Source organism: Micromonospora sp. WMMD987, assembly GCF_029581435.1.
Taxonomy (GTDB): Bacteria; Actinomycetota; Actinomycetes; order Mycobacteriales; family Micromonosporaceae; genus Micromonospora; species Micromonospora rifamycinica.
Window position 1 is genome coordinate 972,868 of the sequence record NZ_CP120861.1, and the last position, 19,076, is coordinate 991,943.

Below are 19,076 nucleotides of genomic sequence, written 5' to 3' on the forward strand. Positions count from 1 at the left end.
TGCGGCGACGGTTGGCGTGGAATCAGGCTGGTTGCGGAACGGCGGCCGGCGACCAGCCTTCATGGGCCACCATGCCGTATGCCTGCCCTGCGCGCGGTGGAGCGCTGATGCTCCGCAGGTCCCGCACATCGTGTCCGGGGTGCCGGCCGGCGACGGAGGCAGACTCGGTGTTGCCGCGCCCGCAGGGCCGGGGTGGGATGGCTGTGTGTGCCGCGCCGTGATCGTGGCTGAGCCTCGAGGTGCCCACCCACTTTCCCGCCTCGCGGGCGGGCCGGGTTGAACGGGCGCGGTCCTGGCGGCCGTAGACCTTGATGCCCAGGAGCGGTGGGTGAGGCTGCGTGTGTTTCATCGAGATCGCTTGGCTCACGGTAGGAGATGCCACCCGCCGCTTCGTCGTCTGCGAGATTCGGTAGACCGCTGATGGAGATCCGCGACCCGCGTTCGCCTCGTGAGAAGGTGCCGGCAAACCCGAACCCACAGACGACGGGCCGACCGAGAAGACCCGACCAAGTGAAGGAGCACGAGGTGGCGAAGCTGTGGATCGGCGTGGACATCGGCAAGACCCACCACCATGTGGCCGCCGTCGACGGCGACGGCCGGCTGGTCTACTCCCGCCGGGTCGCCAACGACGAGACCGCACTGCTCACGGTCATGGCCGAGGTGTCGACGTATGGCCGGCCGGTGTGCTGGGCCGTGGATGTCACCACCGGCCTGTCCGCGCTGCTGCTGACCCTGCTGTGGCGGCGTCAGGTCCAGATCCGCTACGTCTCCGGCACGGTCTCCTTCCACATGGCTGCCGCGTTCGCCGGGGAGAACAAGACCGACGCCCGCGACGCGGTGGTCATCGCCCAGACCATCCGCATGCGCCCCGACATTCCGATCCTGGAACCCTCCGACCGGCTCCTCGCCGAACTCACTGTCCTGACCAGCTACCGCGCCGACCTTGTCGGGCAGCGCGTCGCCACCCTGTTTCGGTTGCAGGAACTGCTCACCGGGATCAGCCCCGCCCTCGAACGGGCCGTGGACCTGAACCGGAAGGCACCGATGATGGTCCTGGCCTGTTGGCAGACACCGGCCGCGATCCGGCACGCCGGCGTCGACCGGATCACCGCTCTGCTCCGACGCGGCCACGTCAAGAACGCCGCCCAGGTCGCCGAGGCGATGGTCGCCGCTGCGCGACAGCAGACCGTCACCCTCCCCGGCCAACGATCCGCCGCCGTAGTCGTCGGGCAAATGGCCACCGAGATCCTCGCCATCGAACAACGTATCGCCGCCGTTGACGACCTCATAGCCGAGCAACTCGACCAGCACCCCCTCGCGCTGATCATCGGGAGTATGCCCGGCATGGGCCCCCTGCTCACCGCCGAACTACTCGTCCACACCGCCGGCATGACCGAGTACGACAGCCCCACCAAACTCGCCGCTCATGCCGGCCTGGCGCCGGTTTCCCGCGACTCCGGAACGATTTCCGGGAACCATCGGCCTGCCCGCCGATACCACCGGAGACTGCGACACATTCTATGGATGGCCGCGCTCACCGCCGCCCGAGAATGCCCCACCTCCCGCGCCTACTACGAGAAGAAACGCGCCGAAGGAAAGAACCACCGCCAAGCCATACTCGCCCTCGCCCGCCGACGCGTCGATGTCCTCTGGGCACTTATCCGCGACCGCAAGACCTTCAGTCGACCGGCAGTAACCGCCCCCGCCGCAGCCTGAAGCGGCTCGCTCTCCGCCGACACGAGCCCCTCGCGCCGGTCGCCGCACACCGCCTACCAAGATCACCCGGAGTCACATGGAGACTCGGGCTGTGGTCCTGGACTGGGCGAACGGGGGTCCAGGTGCTGCGGGTGGACGTGGGCCACTCCCTGCCACCTGAGGTGAACCCGCAGGTCGCTAGACTAGGCGCTCGCGCCCTCGTAGCTCAGGGGATAGAGCATCGGTTTCCTAAACCGTGTGTCGCAGGTTCGAATCCTGCCGGGGGCACCAGTGTGAGGTCCTGACCAGCGTTAGACCGGTCGGGATATCGATGTTCATTTGGATTGTTTTGAATCGTCCCCCGAAAACCCCACTAGCTTGATCTTTAACCTGCTGGGTGGCGGTGTCGACCCCGGATGATCATGACGACAGCCCTTGATCGATGAGCCGTTTTCATCCTGCGTAGCGGTTCGCTTCGACGTGGTGTAAGACGAGGATGGCCTGCACGATCGCGGTGGCGCGGTGCGGGCAGCAGCGCAGCTTGGCCAGGATCTTCCAGGTCTTGAGCGTGGCGATGGCCTGTTCGCCGCGGGCTCGGATCCTCGCGTGTGCCCGGTTGACCGCCTTCTGGCGGCGCGACAGTTTCGGCCGGAAGCGGCGCCGCTTGAACGGCGTGCGCACGCTGCCCCGGGCGCCCTGGTAGCCCTAATGGGTTCAGAGTGGGTCGGGCTTGTCGCGATTCCTTTGGTATCCCCGGCGCGTGACGCCTCATGACAAGGCGGGAGCTGCGGCGGGTCCGGCCCGCTCTGCCGGGTCGGGTCGGCTTGGATCTGTTCGTGGTTCGAGCCCGCCAGCACGGAAGATCCCTCGGTCATCCGGGGCCAGGAGCCCTCGAGGTAAGACGGGGAGCCGTGCCGGTTGCTGGGATCCAGGACGGCTCATCGGATGTCAGGCCATCGAGCCTTTCCATTAGGGCGCCGCGTGATCCCGACCAGGGCAAGGACCAGCCCAAATCCCATCATGGAGAACATGTTGAAGGTCACGTGCGGCATCGACTGGGCCGAGAAGCACCACGACATCGCGCTCGTCGACGAGAACGGCACCCCCGTAGCGAAGGCCCGCATCACCGAGTCCGTCGAAGGCCTCCAGACGCTCCTGGCGATGTTGGCCAATGCCGGCGACAGCAGCGGCTGCCTCATCCCGGTAGCGATCGAGACCCCGCGTGGGCTGCTGGTCGCAGCGCTGCGCGCCACCGGCCGCCCGGTCTACCCGATCAACCCGATGGCCGTCGCCCGCTATCGGGAACGCTACTCGGCATCGGGCAAGAAGTCCGACCACGCCGACGCGGTCGTGTTGGCGAACATCCTGCGGACGGACATGCATGTGCACCGGCCGCTGCCCGCCGACACCGAACTCGCCCGCTCGATCGCCGTCCTCGCTCGTGCCTGCCAGGACGCGACGTGGCGGCGCACCCGGGCCGGCAACGAGTTGCGGTCGCTGCTGCGCGAGTACTACCCGGCGATGCTCGAAGCCGCCGCCAACCGCAGCGGGAACCTGGCCACACCACTGACCCGGGCCTTGCTGGAGCTCGCCCCGACACCCGCCGCAGCAGCCACGCTGTCCAAAGCCCGTATCGCCGCCGGGCTGCGCCGAGCCGGCCGTTCCCGCAACATCGACGAGGTCGCCGCCGAGCTCCACGCCATCCTGCGCCGACCCCAACTGCGTCAGGATCCGCTCGTCGAGCAGGCGATGGGCGTCCAGGCACTGCGGTTGCTGGCCACGCTCACCACGGAGTGCGCGAGCATCGAGCACCTGGCGGCGGCCGTCGAGACAGCGTTCCAGCAGCATCCGGACTACGAGATCATCACCAGCTTCCCCGGCATCGCAGCCCAGGCCGGCGCCCGACTGCTGGGCGAGATCGGCGACGACCGCGACCGCTTCGCCGATGCCCGATCGTTGAAGGCTTTCGCCGGGACGCCACCCGTGACGCGTGCCTCCGGCCGCAGCCTGGTCGTCTCCCAGCGCCGGATCAAGAACGACCGACTCGCCGCTGTCGGCTTCACCTGGGGGTTGTCAGCGCTCCACCTGTCGCCCGGCGCGCGAGCCCACTACGACCGGCGCCGAATCACCGGCGACGGCCACGCCGCCGCCTTCCGCCACCTGTTCAATCGCTTCCTCGGCTGCCTCCACCACTGCCTCAAGACACGGGAGCACTACCGAGAAACGACGGCCTTCCCGACTCCGGCCAAAGCCCTCGCCGCAACTTGACAGTTACGCCCATCGGATGTCTTGTCGGCGAAGGTCATCACGTCGGCGCTGGCCAGCGCGTCGATGATTCCGTGGACGCGGGCGGCGGTGAGGTCGTGCGCCGAGCCCGGCAGTGCCGGTGACGCCCACACGAGCCGGCCCACAGCGTCGACGATGACCTGCACGTTCACGCCATGGCGCTTGTGCTTGCCGGAGTAGTACGGCCTCTGGTCAGCGACCCGGTCGATCGGAATCAGCGTGCCGTCCAGGATCGCGTACGCCAGGCAACGGATGCGCCGCATCGCCGTGGCCAGGTCCTCGGCGACTGCGGCGAGCAGCACGATCGCTTCCTGCACGTAGCGCCAGGCGGTGGCGACACCAACGGCGAACCCGGCGGCGAGCCGGGTGTAAGTGTCGCCGCTGCGCAGATGGGCCAGGGCGAGCAGTGCCTGCCGGCCCGGGTCGAGGCGCCGCCACCGGGATCGATGCTGGTGACGGTGCCGGCGGATGAGGTCAGCAAGGTGTTTCAGGGTGCGGCTGGACAGCGAGACCGTGGAAGGGTAAGACAGCACGGGCGAGGCTCCCGGTCGGAGCATCGGATCTTGGTCGACTGCTGTCTTACCTGGAGCCTCGCTCTCATCGACCTCCGGGCTCACCGCACCCACCCTGATCTGCAAGATCAGCTTGGAAAAGGCTCGATCATTCCTCTTGTCTGGAGAAGAAGATCGCGAACCAAGGGCTGTCCGGTGATCAGTGTGCACGATGCCGGAGCGTTCGGCGCGGTCGGGCGGCTGGCGGTGTTCCGGCGTGAGTTCCACGCCTGTCTGACCGGGTTCGGCGAGCGGCCTGGGGAAACGGGCCGGGAGCAATCCCGACACCGCGCCCCAGGCCGACTCAACCAGCGGGGTGGGAGCTGCCCGAGCGTTCACCGCCAGGTGGTCGACGGCTTGAGGAACCGGGACGAGTGTTCACCCGCCGGCCCGAGGCCGCCGCCGCGCGGCGGTTCGGGCCACCCGCCACCAGCGTCCGCCGCCGGCCCTTCCGATGTTCGTTCATGTCTGTTCTCCCAGGCATCGTCGGATCCGTTCGGTGGATGCGGCGCTGACCCGGAACTTCACATTGATGAAACTCGACGCTGATGTACATCAGTTCTGCCGCCTCGGGGGTCGGAGGCACTGTCGAAACTGGTAGATCGGCGGACCAGGCGATCCGGGTCAGCCGAGCCGGCCCAGTTGCTGTGCAGGCTTTCGCCCCGACGGCGCAACGCGCGGCAGGGCAGTCACCGCTGGTCCGGTGCGGGCTGTTCCCGGTGGCCTTGATCCGTACGTTTCGCCTCGAACCGGGCGGCGACGCCCGGGGAGACGCTGACGCGCGATGTCCGACGGCGCGCGCTGCGGCGGCCGGCCGTTCCTGCGCCGAGGGCGACGCCGGGCGCGGCGGTGGGGCCCGCGGCCGGCGATCCGGCGTACCGGTTGGCGTAGGCTACCGGTGGTCCGCGTCCGTCCGGCGGGCCAGGTAGACGACGTCCCGTTCGCCCCGGGTGACGTCGACCTCGTGGGTACGCACCGGTCCGATCACCGCCGCCAGTCGGCGGGCGTACGCCGGGGAGGCCGCTGCGCTCCACACCGCGAGGACGCCCCCGGGCGTCAGTCGACGGGCGAGCACGGCCAGCCCGTCGTCGGTGTAGAGCGCGAGGTTGCTGTCGAACACCGTCCAGTCGGGACCGTTGTCGATGTCGAGACAGATGACGTCGAAACACTCGTCGCTCGCGTGCAACCACCCCACGAGATCAGCGGTGACGATCCGTACCTGGGGGAGATCCAGCGCGCCCTCGCTGAACCGCCGTAGCGGGCCGTGGTGCCAGGCCACCACCGCCGGCTCGATCTCCACCAAGGTGACCTCGGCGGGTACGGCCGAGCGGACCGCCTCGGCCAGGGAGAAGCCGACGCCGAGCCCGCCGATCAACAGCTTCGCCCCGGCCGGGGCCGCGTCGAGCGCGAGCCGTACCAGGAGCCGCTCCGACTCGCCCGCACGCGTGTCCATCAGGAAGACGCCATTGCTGATCATCTCGTAGTGCTCGTCGCAGGCCCGCAGGACGAGTTCGCCTCGGTCGGTGACCACACGATCGACAGTGATCCTGGCGGCACTCATCGTGACATCGTAGGCGACCCTCCGCAGCGGACCTCGGCAGCCTGACCGGGGCCCGCCACGGCGACCGTCTGGCCCATGGGTGCCATGGCGACCGCCTCAGGCTCCGACTGCGCGACGGCCGTCGCCCGGCGTCGGCGTCGTTACGGCCCGTATCATCAGGTCTCCGCCAGTTCCAGCCCGTTCAGCCGGCGGGTGCCGTCGGCGAAGCGGATCTCGAAGGTGAGGGCTCGACGGGCCTGCTCGATCGTCCTCGCCACCGCGTCGTGGCTGTCGCACACCCCCGAGATCACGTCGAGGGTCCGGGTGGTGGAACCGCCGGGAAGGTCGTCCCCCGGGCGGAAGAAGGTCCGGTAGGCGGTCACCCCGGCCAGCCCCCGGACCGTGTCCGCCCCGTGCACCGCCAGCAGCCGGCCCGGCCGCAGCGGGGCGAGGTTGTTGTACTGGTAGTACACCCGGCCGCCGAAGTCGAACAGCGGCAGCAGTGGCCGTTCCCCGAGGGCGAGCAGGCCGCCGATCCGCGCGAGGTCGAGTCCGGTCGTCTCCCGGGACATCATGTTCACGTGGGCGGAGATCCGCCCGTTGAGTTCGATGATGCGCGGCCCCCGGGGGGTCAGCTTCACCTCGGTGTGCGCATAGCCGCAGTCGGACCCGACCGCCTCCAGCGCCCGCCCCACCAGGTCGCAGATCTCCTTCTCCTCGCCCGGCGGGAGGTGACTCGGCCAGACCCGGCCGGTCCCCCGGAACGGCGGCCAGACCGGTGTCTTGCCGGTGAGCACGAAGTGGGTGATCGCACCGGGGGTGCAGATGCTCTCGATCGAGACGTAGTCGCCGAACGGTTCACTCGGTCGGCCCTCCAGGAACTCCTCCACGATGAAGGGCGACCACGCCCCGTCGGCGACCAACCGCACCAGACGGCGGTGCACGTCCCGCACGTCCGCCGCCGACCGCACCGCCCAGGTGTCCCTGCTCGCCGAACCGGTGACCGGCTTGACGATGGCCGGGAGACCGACGGCACGCAGCGCCGGTTGCCAGTCGTCCAGCGTCGTCACCACCCGGGTACGGACGTTCTCGATGCCCGCCTCGGCCAGGATCCGGCGTTGCCGCCCCTTGTCGGTGAACACCCGGGCGGTCTCCGGTGACTGCCCCGGCAGCCCGCATACGGCGGCGAGTTCGGCAGTGGGCCGGATCATCCGCTCACAGAAGGTGAGTACGGCGTCCGGTGCGATCGACCGGATCAGCTCCGCGTCCGCCGTCGGCTCCTCGGTCAGCGTGCGGAGCTCCCCGAGGGTCTCCATCACCGGCCGGAGCTGCTGTACGTGCGCGGAGTCGTCGGGCACCAGGAACACGATGTCGCCCAGGTCGGCCAGGCCGGCACCGATCTCCCCGGCCGGAATGGCACCGGCGTCGTAGAGGACGGCGAACAGGGGTCGCGAGCGGGTCGGCACGTCAGCCTCCGATCCGGGTCGGCGCGGCCGGGCTGACCGGGTTCGCCAGCAGTGCTGCCAGGGCGTCGCGCAGCATGCCGGCGTACGCCTCGACCGCGTCGCGGGCGACGAACGCGCTGTCGAAGCCGATCCGCACCTGGCCCTCCGCCCCGACGATCTCGACGTTCACGTGGAACGGGAAACTCGGTTTGCCCTGTCGCCACCAGCTGCGGGTGGGCAGTCGCTCGAGCCGGTCGATGTCCTGCTGGGCGTGGAAGTTCATGAAGTTGAAGGTCACGTCGAAGGCCGGTCGTCCGAGGATCTCGACCAGCCTGGCCTGCGGGAACGCCTGATACGGGGCACTGTCCCGTTCGGCGTCGGAGGCCGCCCGGACCAGGTTCGCCCAGGTGGTGTCCACGGTGGCGAAGCGCACTGGCAGGGTGTTGAGGAACAGCCCGGTGACCAGGTCGGTGCCGACCCGGGCCGGGCGGGTGTTGAAGACCAGGCCGGTGACCACGTCGTGGTCCCGTCCGGCCCAGGTACCGAGTGCGCGGGCGTGCGCAGCCAGGGTCACCGACTTCACCGACACGCCGAGCATCCGGGCCACGCCGGTGAGCGACCGGACGGTCTCCCGGTCGAGGCGGAACGCGTACCGCTCGCGGGGATCGGCGATCCGGCCGGGCGTCCCCCAGCCGAGCAGCGGCTCCGGCCCGTTGGCCTGGGCCAGCCAGTGGGCCTCGGCGGTCGCCGAGGCTGCGGCCTGCCGCTCGAGGACGAGGAAGTCCTGGTGCACGTCCGGGGCGGTCGCGGGCAGGTCGGGCTCCCGCCCGGACAGGGCCGCGTCGTAGAGCATCATCAGGTCGACCCCGAGCCGGCTGAAGCTCCAGCCGTCGAGGACGGTGTGGTGGGCGGTGACGACCACGCGGAAGGAGGTCGGCAGCACCACCACATGCCAGCGGACCAGCGCCGGAACCGCCCAGTCGACCGGCGTGCCGAGTTGGCGGTCGAGCCACCGGCGGACCAGCGTGTCGGCGTGCGCGTCGTCGGTGGCGTGCTCGACGGTGAGCGTGGCCGCTCCCCGGGGCCACACCAGTTGCGTCGGCAGGGACAGCCCGCCGAGGTCGAACGACGTCCGCAGCGCCGGGTGCCGGTCCGTGAGCCGCGTCAGGGCGGTACGGAACGTGTCCTCGGCGAACGGCGCGCAGACCTCCCAGCCACCCGCTACGTGGTAGAGCATCGGGTCCTGGCTGACCTCGCAGAGGTAGAGCATGCCGACCTGGAGCGCCGAGGCGGGCAGGGCGTCGACGACACCCTCCGGGAGCAGGGCCCGGTCGGCGGCGTCCAGCAGCCCGAACGGCTGCCGTCGCTGAGGTTCGGTGGCCCGCTCCGGGTGCCGGGCGGGACGTGCCCCGACCAGGCCCGCCACCGTCTGGTGGACCAGCAGGTCCCGCAGGGCGATCGGCACCCCCCTGGCCCTGGCCTCGGCCACCACGCGCAGGGCGGTCAACGAGTCCCCGCCGAGGGCGTAGAACCGGCTGTCCGGCTCGACCCGCTCGACCGACAGCACCTCGCGGAAGACAGCCAACAGGATCTCCGTCACCGTGTCGTCGCCGAGGTCGGTGGATCCGGTCGTGGTCGTCGACGGCTGGTCCAGCCGGTCGACCGGAACCGTCACCTCACCCATGTCCGTTCCTTCCCTTCGCAGTCCGTTCCGGATCGAGTCGCGGGCCGATGGGCGCGCTCGGGTGCTCCGGTGCAGACGTTCGGTCTGCCCGGTGAAGGTGTCGGGGGAGGAGTGGCGGTCGGGGTGCGGCTACGGGGACGCCGCCGCGACCGTCGGCACCTCCCGCATCGTGCGGAGCGGTGAGAAGAACACGAAGAGCGCGGCGCTCCACATGCCGAGTACGCAGATCCACAGTGCCGGCCGCAGCCCGAGCTGCGCGCCGAGGGTGCCGCCGAACAGTGCCCCGAACGGGATGACGCCGTAGCAGATCCACAGGTAGACCGCGCTGACCCGGCTCAGCAGCTCGGGCGGGCAGATCATCTGGCGGTACGAGAGGGAGGCCGCGTTGAAGAGTGTCGAGTTGGCGGACATCGCGGCCAATCCGACAGCGAACATCGCCACGCCCCAGCCCGGCGTGGCGAGCGGCATGAGGAAGTAGAGCGGTCCGGGCAGCAGCATGGAGAGCCAGATGATCCGCGCGCTGCCGACCCGGGCGGCGATGCGGTGCGCGAACGCCCCCGCGCCCAGACCACCCACCGCCGACATGGTGAACACCAGACCAATCGCGGTCGACGAGGCGTGCAGCTCACGGAGCATGAAGGTGACCTGGATGGAGGAGGCCGCGATCACGAAGAAGTTGCACACGCTGGTGCAGATCAGCAGCCGGCGCAGGATGACGTCCCGGCGGACGAAGGTGAGACCCTCGCCCATGGCAGCGCGGAACGGCACCCGGGTCGACCCGCGCGCACCGGCGGCCGTGGCCCGGGGCACCCGCATCAGGCCCAGGGTCACCGCGCTCAGCGCCAGCGCCAGCACGTTGACGTACAGGCTGCGGGCCGCGCCGACCCAGCCGACCAGCATGCCCCCGAGTGCCGGCCCGAGCAGCTCCGCGAGCTTCTCGCACATGCCGAGCTTGCCGTTGCCGTCGATGAGCTGGTCCCGGTTGACCAGCCTGGGCAGCTGGCTGCGGTACGCCACCGTGAACAGCACGGTGAGCACCCCCGACAGGCACACGATGACGTACAGGTAGGCGAGACTCAGCCGCCCCGCGATGCTGACCAGGGGTACCGACAGCATCAGGAGCAGCCGCCCGACGTCACAGAAGATCATGATTCTGCGCTGGTCGAGGCGGTCCGCGAGCACCCCGGCGGGCAGCGAGAACAGCAGGTAGGGAAGCCAGCCGAGGGAGGTCAGCAGCGACACCTGGAAGGTGCTGGCCTTCAGGACGTCGAGGGCCAGGATCGGCAGTACCACCAGCGCGACCTGTGGACCCAACGTACCGGCGCCCTGCCCGACGAACAGCAGGACGAAGTTCCGGTTGCGCCAGAGCGACTCCCCTGGCTGGGCCACGATGTCGAGTGATGCTGCGGTCTGGGTCACTGCTGTTCATCCTGCCCTGGGTGGGTCTCCGTCGTGCGTGACTCTACCGTGCCGCTACGTTACCGCCGGTCCCGTTGATCCCGGGCCAAGTGCCGACGAGGTGCCGACCCAACTGCCGCGAACTGCCGCCACGACCGGACCCCGGAGCACCGTCACCGCCCGGTCCGGCACCCCGTCGGTGACCGTCCGCAGGCCGGTCACCACCCCGCCGACCAGCGCGGCAGCCATCCACACCGGACCCGGCCGGCGGCGCGGTGCCGAGCCAGTTGCCGGTGTTGTGCCGAGCGATGTGCCGTCCCCGGCCGGCACCGCCTCCTAGCATCGAACTCGGCTCGTGACCGTCCGTCGAACCCGGCGGCCGGCCACTCGTAACGCCCGGGTTCGGCGGGGCTGCGGCACCGTCGTCGAGGTGCCCACGAACCCGCCTTCCCTGCCCGCCTCCACCGCCGCCGCAGTCAGGAGCGTGAGGCCCAGCCACGCATCGAGTGCCGGGTGGCACCCCGCCGGCCGAACACACACGCGATCGAAGGTGGTGACATGGTCATCGGTGACGCGAGCCCCATGGCAGCGGACCCTCCATCCGGGTTCCCGTCTGGAGACCCGTGCCCGCTCGTGGGTGGCTGCGACACGTCCCGGCGGTCGCGGCGGCTCAGCCGGCCGCTGGCCGCCGGCCTGCGCGGGCGGGAGAACACGGTCCTGCTCGCCGCGACGCTGCTGCTCGTCCGCAGGTACGGCGACGGGGTGGCGTGCCGGATCGGGGTACGCCGGGCCGCCTGGTCGAAGCGGGACGACACGGTGCCGCTGGTCGGCGTCATGCCGGCCGCGACGACGCTCGCCACGCACCTGTGTACCGTCAGCGACCTGCTGGCCCGGGACGTGGTCGACCGGGCCGGTGACGGCGAACCGGACCGGCTGGTCTGCGTCCTGGACGGCCCGGCCGACGGCTGGTCCGCCGCCGACCTGGTGGTCTCCGGTGCGGTCACCGCAGACGACGTCACGGTGCACGTCGACCACCACGAGCACGTGTACGGCGCGGCCTTCGTCGACCGGCTACTGGACCATCTGGTCAACCTCGTCCGGGAACTCGTCGAACGGCCGGATACGCCGATCGGCGCGGTACGGATGCTGACCACCGAGGAGGAGGCCCGGCTGCGGACGCTCAACGACACCTCCCGGCGTTACCCGCGCGACGCCGCGATCTACGACCTCTTCGTGGCGCAGGCACAGGCCGGGCCGTCCCGGGTCGCGGTCCGCACCGCCGACGGTCCGGTCACCTACCGGGAACTCGAGGAACGCGCGCTCCGACTGGCCCGCGTGCTGTACACGCACGGGGTACGCCGGCACGACCGGGTGGCGTTCCAGTTGGCGAAGTCGCCCCTGCTGCTGACCGCCGTCCTCGCCATCCTCCGGCTCGGGGCCGCGTACGTGCCCATCGACCCGGGCATACCGGTGAACCGCCGGGACTTCCTGCTCACCGACAGCGGTGCGCAGCTCCTCCTGGTCGACTCGGCCGGGCCGGACACTGTGGTGCCGGTACTCGACCTCACCGGGGAGCACGACCTGACCGCCCTGGAGCCGTTGCCGGCGGTCATCGTCTCCCCCCTCGACACCGCGTACGTCATGTACACCTCCGGCAGCACCGGCCGACCGAAGGGCGTCTTGGTCAACCAGCGGGCCGTGGTCCGGCTGGTCCGGGACACCGACTACGTGGAGCTGTCCCCGGCCACGACCGTCCTGCAGACCGGCGCGATCGCCTTCGACGCCACCACCTTCGAGTTCTGGGGCGCGCTGCTCAACGGGGGCGCCCTGGCGCTGGAACCGATGTCCACGGTGCTCGAGCCGGCCTCGTTGCGGGCCGCGATCGACCGGCACGGGGTCACCACCATGTTCCTCACCACCACCCTGTTCCACCAGTTGGTCGAGGAGGACCCGACGGTCTTCGCCGGGTGTCAGGTGCTGGTCGGCGGGGAGATGGCGTCACCCCGGCACTTCGCCCGGGCGGTGGCCCGGTGCCCGCAGGGGCGCTTCGTCCACGTGTACGGCCCGACCGAGAACACCACCTTCTCGACCGGCCACCGGGTCGACCGGGAGTACCGGGGCCGGGTTCCCGTCGGCCGGCCGATCGCCAACTCGACGGCGTGGGTGCTCGACCCCGACGGCCATCCCCGGCCGTTCGACGTTCCCGGAGAGCTATACCTGGGTGGCGACGGGCTCAGTGACGGCTACCTCGACCGTCCCGATCTGACCGACCGCGCCTTCGTGACGCACCCGACCGAGGGACGTCTCTACCGCACCGGAGACGTGGCCCGCTGGCGGGCGGACGGGCTTCTGGAGATCATCGGCCGGATCGACCACCAGGTGAAGATCCGGGGTTTCCGCGTCGAGCTGGCGGAGGTGGAGAGCCGGATCCGGGACGTACCCGGGGTGCGCGAGGCGGCGGTGCTGCTGGCCCGGCTCGGCGACGGCATGTCCGTATTGCGCGCGTACTACACCGCCGTCCCACCCGTCGAACCGGCACGGCTCCGCGCGACCCTCCACGAGGAGCTGCCCGAGTACATGGTGCCGTCGACGTTCCAGCAGCTCGACGAGATGCCACGGAACCGCAGTCTCAAGATCGACCGGGCGGCGCTGGCTGCCCTCGAACCGGTCGACGACGACTCCGACCGCACCGGGCGGCCCCCACGCACGCCGCAGGAGAAGGCGGTGGCCCGCGTCTTCGCCGAGGTGCTGGGACGGGCCGAGGTCTCGGTCGACGACGACTTCTTCGACCTCGGCGGGCACTCGCTGCGGGCGATGCGACTGTGGAGCCGGCTGCGATCCACCCTCGGCGTGGAGATCGAGCTGCGTCAGCTACTCGACGCGCCCACGGTCGCCGGCATCGTCGCCAACCTCCGCGCGGCACCGGCTCCCACCGTGCCCCGGCCGCGACTGGTGCGGCGCTCATGATGGCCGTCGCCAGCGAGACCAGGGCCGGCGAGGACGCCGTGGACGTCTTCCCGCTCTCGTTCGCGCAACAGCGACTCTGGTTCCTCAACCGGCTCGAAGGACCGAGCGCGACCTACAACGTGCCGGTGGTGGTGCGGATGGTGGGCGCGGTCGACGTGCCCGCCCTCTGGGCGGCCGTGCACGACCTGGTGGAACGGCACGAGATCCTGCGTACGGTCTTCCGGGAGATCGACGGCGAGCCACGGCAGTGCGTGCTGCCCCCGGACGGCACGGGGCGGGCCGAAACGACGATCGAGGTGGACCGGGCCGCGTTCGACGCCACCCTGGAGACCGTGGTCGGGCAGCCGTTCGACCTGGCCGAGGACCTGCCGCTGCGGACGACCCTGCTGCGGCTGGCGGCCGACGAGCACGTGCTGGCCCTGGTCGTACACCATGTCGCCTGCGACGGCTGGTCACTGGCCCCACTGTTGAACGATCTCAGTCGGGCCTACAACGCCAGGCGGCAGGGGACCGCGCCCGACTGGGCGCCGTTGCCGGTGCGGTACTCCGACTACACGCTGTGGCACCGGGAGCTGCTGGGCCGCGACGACGACCCGGACAGCCTCGGCAACCGGCAACTGCGGTACTGGCGGGAGGCGCTGGCCGGGCTGCCCGAGGAGATGCCGTTGCCGGTCACCCGGCCGCGCCCGACCGCCGACGGGGCCCGGCCCGACGGACAGCCGACCAGCGGCGGGACGATCGAGTACACCGTCGGCCCGGGCCTGCACGCCCGTCTCGTCACGACCGGCCGCCGGCACGGCTGCACGGTGTTCATGCTGCTCCAAGCCGCCGTCGCGGTCGTGCTGACCCGCCACGGCGCCGGCACCGACATCGTGTTCGGCACCCCGGTGTCGGGCCGCACCGACGAGGCCCTCGACGATCTGGTCGGGTTCTTCGTCAACACCCTCGTGCTGCGTACCGACACCTCCGGCGACCCGACCTTCGCCGAGGTGCTGGGTCGGGTACGCCGGGCGAACCTGGACGCCTACCCGCACCAGGACATCCCTTTCGAACGACTGGTCGGGGCGCTCAACCCGGACCGGTCGCTGTCCCGGCACCCGCTCTTCCAGGTGATGCTCGCGCTGAATGAGGGGTGGCCGGGCGGACGGCTGCGGCTGGACGGTCTGCGGAGCACCCTGCTGCGACAGACCACCGGCACTGCCAAGTTCAGCCTCTCCGTCGACTTCGAGGACCGGCGGGACCCCGACGACCGGCCGGCCGGCCTGCGGGTGCTCCTGGAGTACGCCACGGGCCTGTTCGACGAGAGCGTCGTCCGGTCGCTGGCCGACCAGTTGATCCGCCTGCTCGACGTGGTGACCGGGGACCCCACGGTGCGCGTCCGCGCGGTACCCCTGCTGACGGCCGCCGACCGTCGCCGACAGGTGGTGCGGTGGGGCGGACCGCGCACCCCCGAGACGATGGTGGACCTCGCCGACCGGGTGCGCCGGTACGCGACCGCTCAGCCGGACCTGGTGGCCCTCTCCGACGGCGAGGTCCGGTACACGTACCGGGACCTGGCCGACCGGGTCGACCGGATCTCCCGGGCGTTGTCGGCGGCCGGGGCCGGACCCGACGACCTCACCGCGATCCTCGCCGACCGGAGCACCTGGTTCGTGGTCGCCGCGCTCGGGGCGCTCGGTGCCGGCAGCGGATACCTGGCCCTCGACGGGACGCTGCCGGTGGACCGGGCCGCCGACATGCTCGCCGACAGCGGTACCCAGTTCCTGCTGGCGGCCCCCGGCGGCACCGACCGCGCACGGGCGGTCCTGTCCCGGACGGCCGCCCAGGTGACACTGGTCCCGACCGACCTGTCCGGTCCGGCCGCCCCCGCCCCGGAGGCCTGGCACCCGGCCGCGTCGCCGCCGCACCCTGGCGCGCTCGCGTACGTGGTCTTCACCTCCGGCTCGACCGGCCGACCCAAGGGGGCGTTGATCCCGCACCGCGGACTGTGGAACCACCTGCTGGCGGTGATCGACCTGTACGGGCTGGACCAGCGGGACGTGATGGCCTTCAACGCCCCGCTGACGTTCGACGTGGCGGTATGGCAGGCCCTGACCATGCCGCTCGCCGGTGGTCGGGTGCACGTGCTCGACGACGACACCACCCGGGATCCGTTGGCGCTGGTCCGGTGCGTCGCCGACGAGGGCGTCACCGTCCTGCAGATCGTGCCGCAGGTGCTCCGGGCCATCCTCGAGATGTGGGACCTCGACCCGTCGACCGTCGACACCCTCCGGGGCCTGCGGTGGATGCTGGTGCACGGCGAGGAGTTGCCGCCGGAACTCGTCGACCGCTGGTTCGCCCGGCACCCGGACATCCCGCTGGCCAACGTGTACGGCCCGGCCGAGTGCTCCGACGACGTGTCGATCTCGGTGATCCGGGCCGACGACCCGTACCGCCGCAGCCTCGCCCCGATCGGTCGGCTGCTGCGCAACACCCGGGCGTACGTGCTCGACGACCACCTGCAACTCCTGCCGGTAGGCGTCGTCGGTGAGCTGTACGTGACGGGTGCGGGGCTGGCCCGTGGGTACGCCGGCCGCCCGGACCTGACCGCCCAGCGGTTCCTGCCGGACCCGTACGGCCGGCCCGGGGACCGGATGTACCGGACCGGGGACCTGGCCCGGTGGAACGCCGACGGTGAGTTGGAGTTCGCCGGCCGGGTCGACCACCAGGTGAAGGTCCGTGGTTTCCGGATCGAGCCGGGCGAGGTGCTGGCGGTCGTCGAGCGCGACCCGGCGGTCCGGCAGGCGTTCGTGATGGCCGTACCGGGTCGCGGCGGTGACCGGGTGCTGGTCGCGTACGTGGTCCCGGCGGCGGGTCAGGTCGTGGACGGTGCGGCGGTCCGACGCGCCGCCGGACGTCACCTGCCGGAGCACATGGTGCCGACCTTCGTCGTACCGGTCGACGAGTTGCCGGTGACCGTCAACGGCAAGGTGGACCGGCGGGCCCTCCCCGCACTGGACGTGGCCGCGCCGGTGTCGTCCCGACCGGCGCGCACCCCGCAGGAACAGCTCCTCTGCGAGGTCTTCGCCGAGGCACTGGGCCTGTCGACGGTCGGGGCCGAGGACAGCTTCTTCGACCTCGGCGGGCACTCGATGCTCGCGATGCGACTGCTCGCCCGGATCCGGTCGCTGACCGGGGTGCCGGTCACCATCCGGCACCTGTACGAGGCGCCCACCCCCGCCGGGCTGCTGCGGGCCGCCGGTCCGGGCACCGGATCCGACGACCGCGACCCGCTGCTGCCGTTGCGGGCCGGCAGTGACCCGCAGGCGCTGTTCTGCGTGCACCCGGCCACCGGGCTGGCCTGGAGCTATGCCGGAATGGCCGCCCACCTGCCGGCCGGGACGCCTGTCTACGGACTCCAGGCGCCGGGCCTGCTGCCGGGCAGCGACATCCCCGCCGACCTCGACGACATGCTCGACCGGATGCTGACCGAGCTGTGTCGGGTCCAGCCCCGGGGGCCGTACCGGCTGCTCGGCTGGTCGCTCGGCGGCAACCTGGCGCACGCGCTGGCCGGGCGGTTGCAGGCGGCCGGGGAGGAGGTCGACCTGCTCGCGTTGATCGACGCCTACCCGGGTGAGACGTGGCCGTACCCGCCGGGCGTCACCGCCCGGCAGTGGGACGAGTTCAGCCTGCTCAGCACGCTGGCGCCGGCACCGCCCGGCGCGGTCGACGCGACCGGCGACGCGTTCGCGGCGGTGCTGGCCGGGTTGCGGGTGGCCGCCCGGGAACAGCTCGGCGTGGCACCGGACCTGCTCGAGCGCCTGGTCACCGTCGGGGTGAACGCCAGCCAGCTGGTCGCAACCCACCGCCCCCGCCGGGTGACCGGTCGAATGGTGCACGTCACCGCCACGCTCAGCCGCGGTCCGACCCGGCCCGGCCCGGCGGCGTGGGAACCGTACGTCGACCTAATCGACCGCCGTGATCTGGAGTGCCGGCACGAGGAGGCGATGGATCCCGGTCCCCGTCGACAGGTGGCGGAGGTGATCACCGCCGAACTGCGGGGCGGCCCCCGCCGGAACGGTCACGCAGGTATCGGCAGCAACGGACAGGAAGGCGGTGGACGCGCATGACCGAGGTACTGGGCCCGGTGTCCGCACCGGCCACGCCGGGGTGGCTGCGGCGACACTTCGACGGACGGTTGGTGGAGCCGGGCGACGAGGGCTACGACGAACTGCGTGCGGTGTGGAACGGGATGCACGACCGCCGGCCGAGCCTGATCGCCGGCTGTGCCAGCACGGCCGACGTGAGCGCCGCGCTGCGGTACGCGGTGGCGACGGGACAACCGGTGACCGTACGCGGTGGTGGCCACAACGTCGCCGGCACCGCCGTCGCGGACGGTGCCGTGCTGATCGACCTGTCCGGGCTGCGGGAGGTCGTCGTCGATCTGGCGGCCCGGGTCGCCGTCGCCCAGGGCGGCTGTCTGCTGCGTGACCTCGACGCGGCGACGCTCCCGCACGGCCTGGCCTGCCCGGCCGGGGTGGTCTCGCACACCGGGCTGGGCGGGCTCACCCTCGGCGGCGGGTACGGGTGGCTCGCCCGCAAGTGGGGGCTCACCTGCGACCACCTGATCGCGGCCGAGGTGGTGCTGGCCGACGGCACCGTCGTCGAGGCCAGTGCGGACGAGTATCCCGACCTGCTGTGGGCGCTGCGCGGTGGGGGCGGCAACTTCGGCGTGGTCACCCGGTTCACCCTCCGGCTGCGGCCGGTCGGCCCGATCCACCACCAGACCGGGGTCTTCCCCCTCGACATGGCGCCGGCCGCACTCGCCGCGTACCGGGCGTTCGCGGGGGCACAGGAGCCGGGCATGCACGCGGTCGGCGCGTTCGGTCACGCCGGCCGGCGGGACTGGATCCCCGACCGGCTGCACGGGGTACCCGCGCTCTTCCTCACTGCGGTCTGGCTGGACGATCCCGCCGAGGGGCCGGCCCGGACGGCGCCGCTGTTCGCCGATCCGGCACCGGCAGCCACCCTGTCGCGCACCATGTCGTACGCGGAGCTACAGGCGCTCGGCGACCACAGCGAGCCGCACGGCAACCGCTACTTCACCAAGTCCTGCTACCTGACCGACCTGTCCGGCGGGCTGGTCGATGCGCTGCTGGCCAGCGCCGGGTCGATGCCCTCGGCGCTGTCCTCGATCGATTTCGAGTACCTGCGCGGCGCGATCGACGACGTGCCGGACGAGACGTCCGCGTTCCCCCGGCGGGACGCGCCGTACATCTGCACCCTGTCGGCGCAGTGGACCGATCCGGCCCGGGACGCGACGGGCGCGTCCTGGGCCCGGCACGGCATCGCGTCCCTCGGCGACTGGCAGTACGGCGGCACCTACGTCAACTACCTCCAGGACGAGCGGCCCGGTCGGGTCGCCGAGGTGTACGGGACGACCCGGTACGCACGCCTGGCCGAGGTCAAGCGCCGCTACGACCCGAACAACATCCTCGCCGGCAACCAGAACATCCCGCCCGCCGAGTGAA

10 protein-coding genes, 1 tRNA gene and 1 pseudogene are annotated in these 19,076 nt (G+C 71.3%); 6 read left to right on the forward strand and 6 right to left on the reverse strand.

What is annotated here, in order from left to right:
• Nucleotides 1-420: 420 nt before the first annotated feature.
• Nucleotides 421-1,716, forward strand: coding sequence for an IS110 family transposase (locus O7612_RS04320; RefSeq protein ID WP_282270684.1), 1,296 nt, complete (start codon nucleotides 421-423; stop codon nucleotides 1,714-1,716).
• Between the two features lie 194 nt (nucleotides 1,717-1,910).
• Nucleotides 1,911-1,986 (forward strand) — tRNA-Arg (locus tag O7612_RS04325).
• 162 nt (nucleotides 1,987-2,148) lie between these two features.
• On the opposite strand, the pseudogene O7612_RS04330 reads toward O7612_RS04325, so the two are convergent.
• Nucleotides 2,149-2,400, reverse strand: a pseudogene (locus O7612_RS04330) (transposase family protein); the annotation flags it as partial.
• Nucleotides 2,401-2,712: 312 nt separating this feature from the next.
• Here O7612_RS04330 and O7612_RS04335 point away from each other — a divergent pair.
• Nucleotides 2,713-3,963 (forward strand): IS110 family transposase, encoded by a 1,251-nt coding sequence (locus O7612_RS04335; RefSeq protein WP_282273789.1) that lies wholly within the window; start codon nucleotides 2,713-2,715, stop codon nucleotides 3,961-3,963.
• Here O7612_RS04335 and O7612_RS04340 read toward each other — a convergent pair.
• The 5 genes from O7612_RS04340 to O7612_RS04360 form a co-directional block, all read right to left on the reverse strand.
• The gene (locus O7612_RS04340; protein WP_282273790.1) at nucleotides 3,909-4,514 is read right to left on the reverse strand and encodes a transposase family protein; all 606 of its coding nucleotides are present in this window, start codon (nucleotides 4,512-4,514) and stop codon (nucleotides 3,909-3,911) included. The genes O7612_RS04335 and O7612_RS04340 overlap by 55 nt on opposite strands.
• 910 nt (nucleotides 4,515-5,424) lie before the next feature.
• Nucleotides 5,425-6,093 (reverse strand): spermidine synthase, encoded by a 669-nt coding sequence (locus O7612_RS04345; protein ID WP_282270685.1) that lies wholly within the window; start codon nucleotides 6,091-6,093, stop codon nucleotides 5,425-5,427.
• Between the two features lie 155 nt (nucleotides 6,094-6,248).
• Nucleotides 6,249-7,538 carry a hypothetical protein gene (locus tag O7612_RS04350; RefSeq protein WP_282270686.1) on the reverse strand — a complete coding sequence of 430 codons (1,290 nt, stop codon included), beginning with the start codon at nucleotides 7,536-7,538 and terminating at the stop codon, nucleotides 6,249-6,251.
• A 1-nt stretch (nucleotide 7,539) separates the two neighbouring features.
• Nucleotides 7,540-9,201: a condensation domain-containing protein gene (locus tag O7612_RS04355; RefSeq protein ID WP_282270687.1), complete on the reverse strand. Its 1,662-nt coding sequence runs from the start codon at nucleotides 9,199-9,201 to the stop codon at nucleotides 7,540-7,542.
• A gap of 129 nt (nucleotides 9,202-9,330) precedes the next feature.
• Nucleotides 9,331-10,620 carry an MFS transporter gene (locus O7612_RS04360; RefSeq protein WP_282270688.1) on the reverse strand — a complete coding sequence of 430 codons (1,290 nt, stop codon included), beginning with the start codon at nucleotides 10,618-10,620 and terminating at the stop codon, nucleotides 9,331-9,333.
• Between the two features lie 612 nt (nucleotides 10,621-11,232).
• Here O7612_RS04360 and O7612_RS04365 point away from each other — a divergent pair.
• Genes O7612_RS04365 through O7612_RS04375 form a run of 3 tightly spaced genes read left to right on the forward strand, consistent with a single transcriptional unit; the run spans nucleotide 11,233 to nucleotide 19,075 of the window.
• Complete coding sequence (locus tag O7612_RS04365; RefSeq protein ID WP_282270690.1) at nucleotides 11,233-13,566, forward strand: non-ribosomal peptide synthetase; 2,334 nt, start codon at nucleotides 11,233-11,235, stop codon at nucleotides 13,564-13,566.
• Nucleotides 13,563-17,675: a non-ribosomal peptide synthetase gene (locus tag O7612_RS04370; protein WP_282270691.1), complete on the forward strand. Its 4,113-nt coding sequence runs from the start codon at nucleotides 13,563-13,565 to the stop codon at nucleotides 17,673-17,675. Before O7612_RS04365 ends, O7612_RS04370 begins: the two co-directional genes overlap by 4 nt.
• Nucleotides 17,672-19,075, forward strand: coding sequence for an FAD-binding oxidoreductase (locus tag O7612_RS04375; protein ID WP_282270693.1), 1,404 nt, complete (start codon nucleotides 17,672-17,674; stop codon nucleotides 19,073-19,075). The genes O7612_RS04370 and O7612_RS04375 overlap by 4 nt, the downstream gene beginning before the upstream one ends.
• Nucleotide 19,076 lies beyond the last annotated feature (1 nt).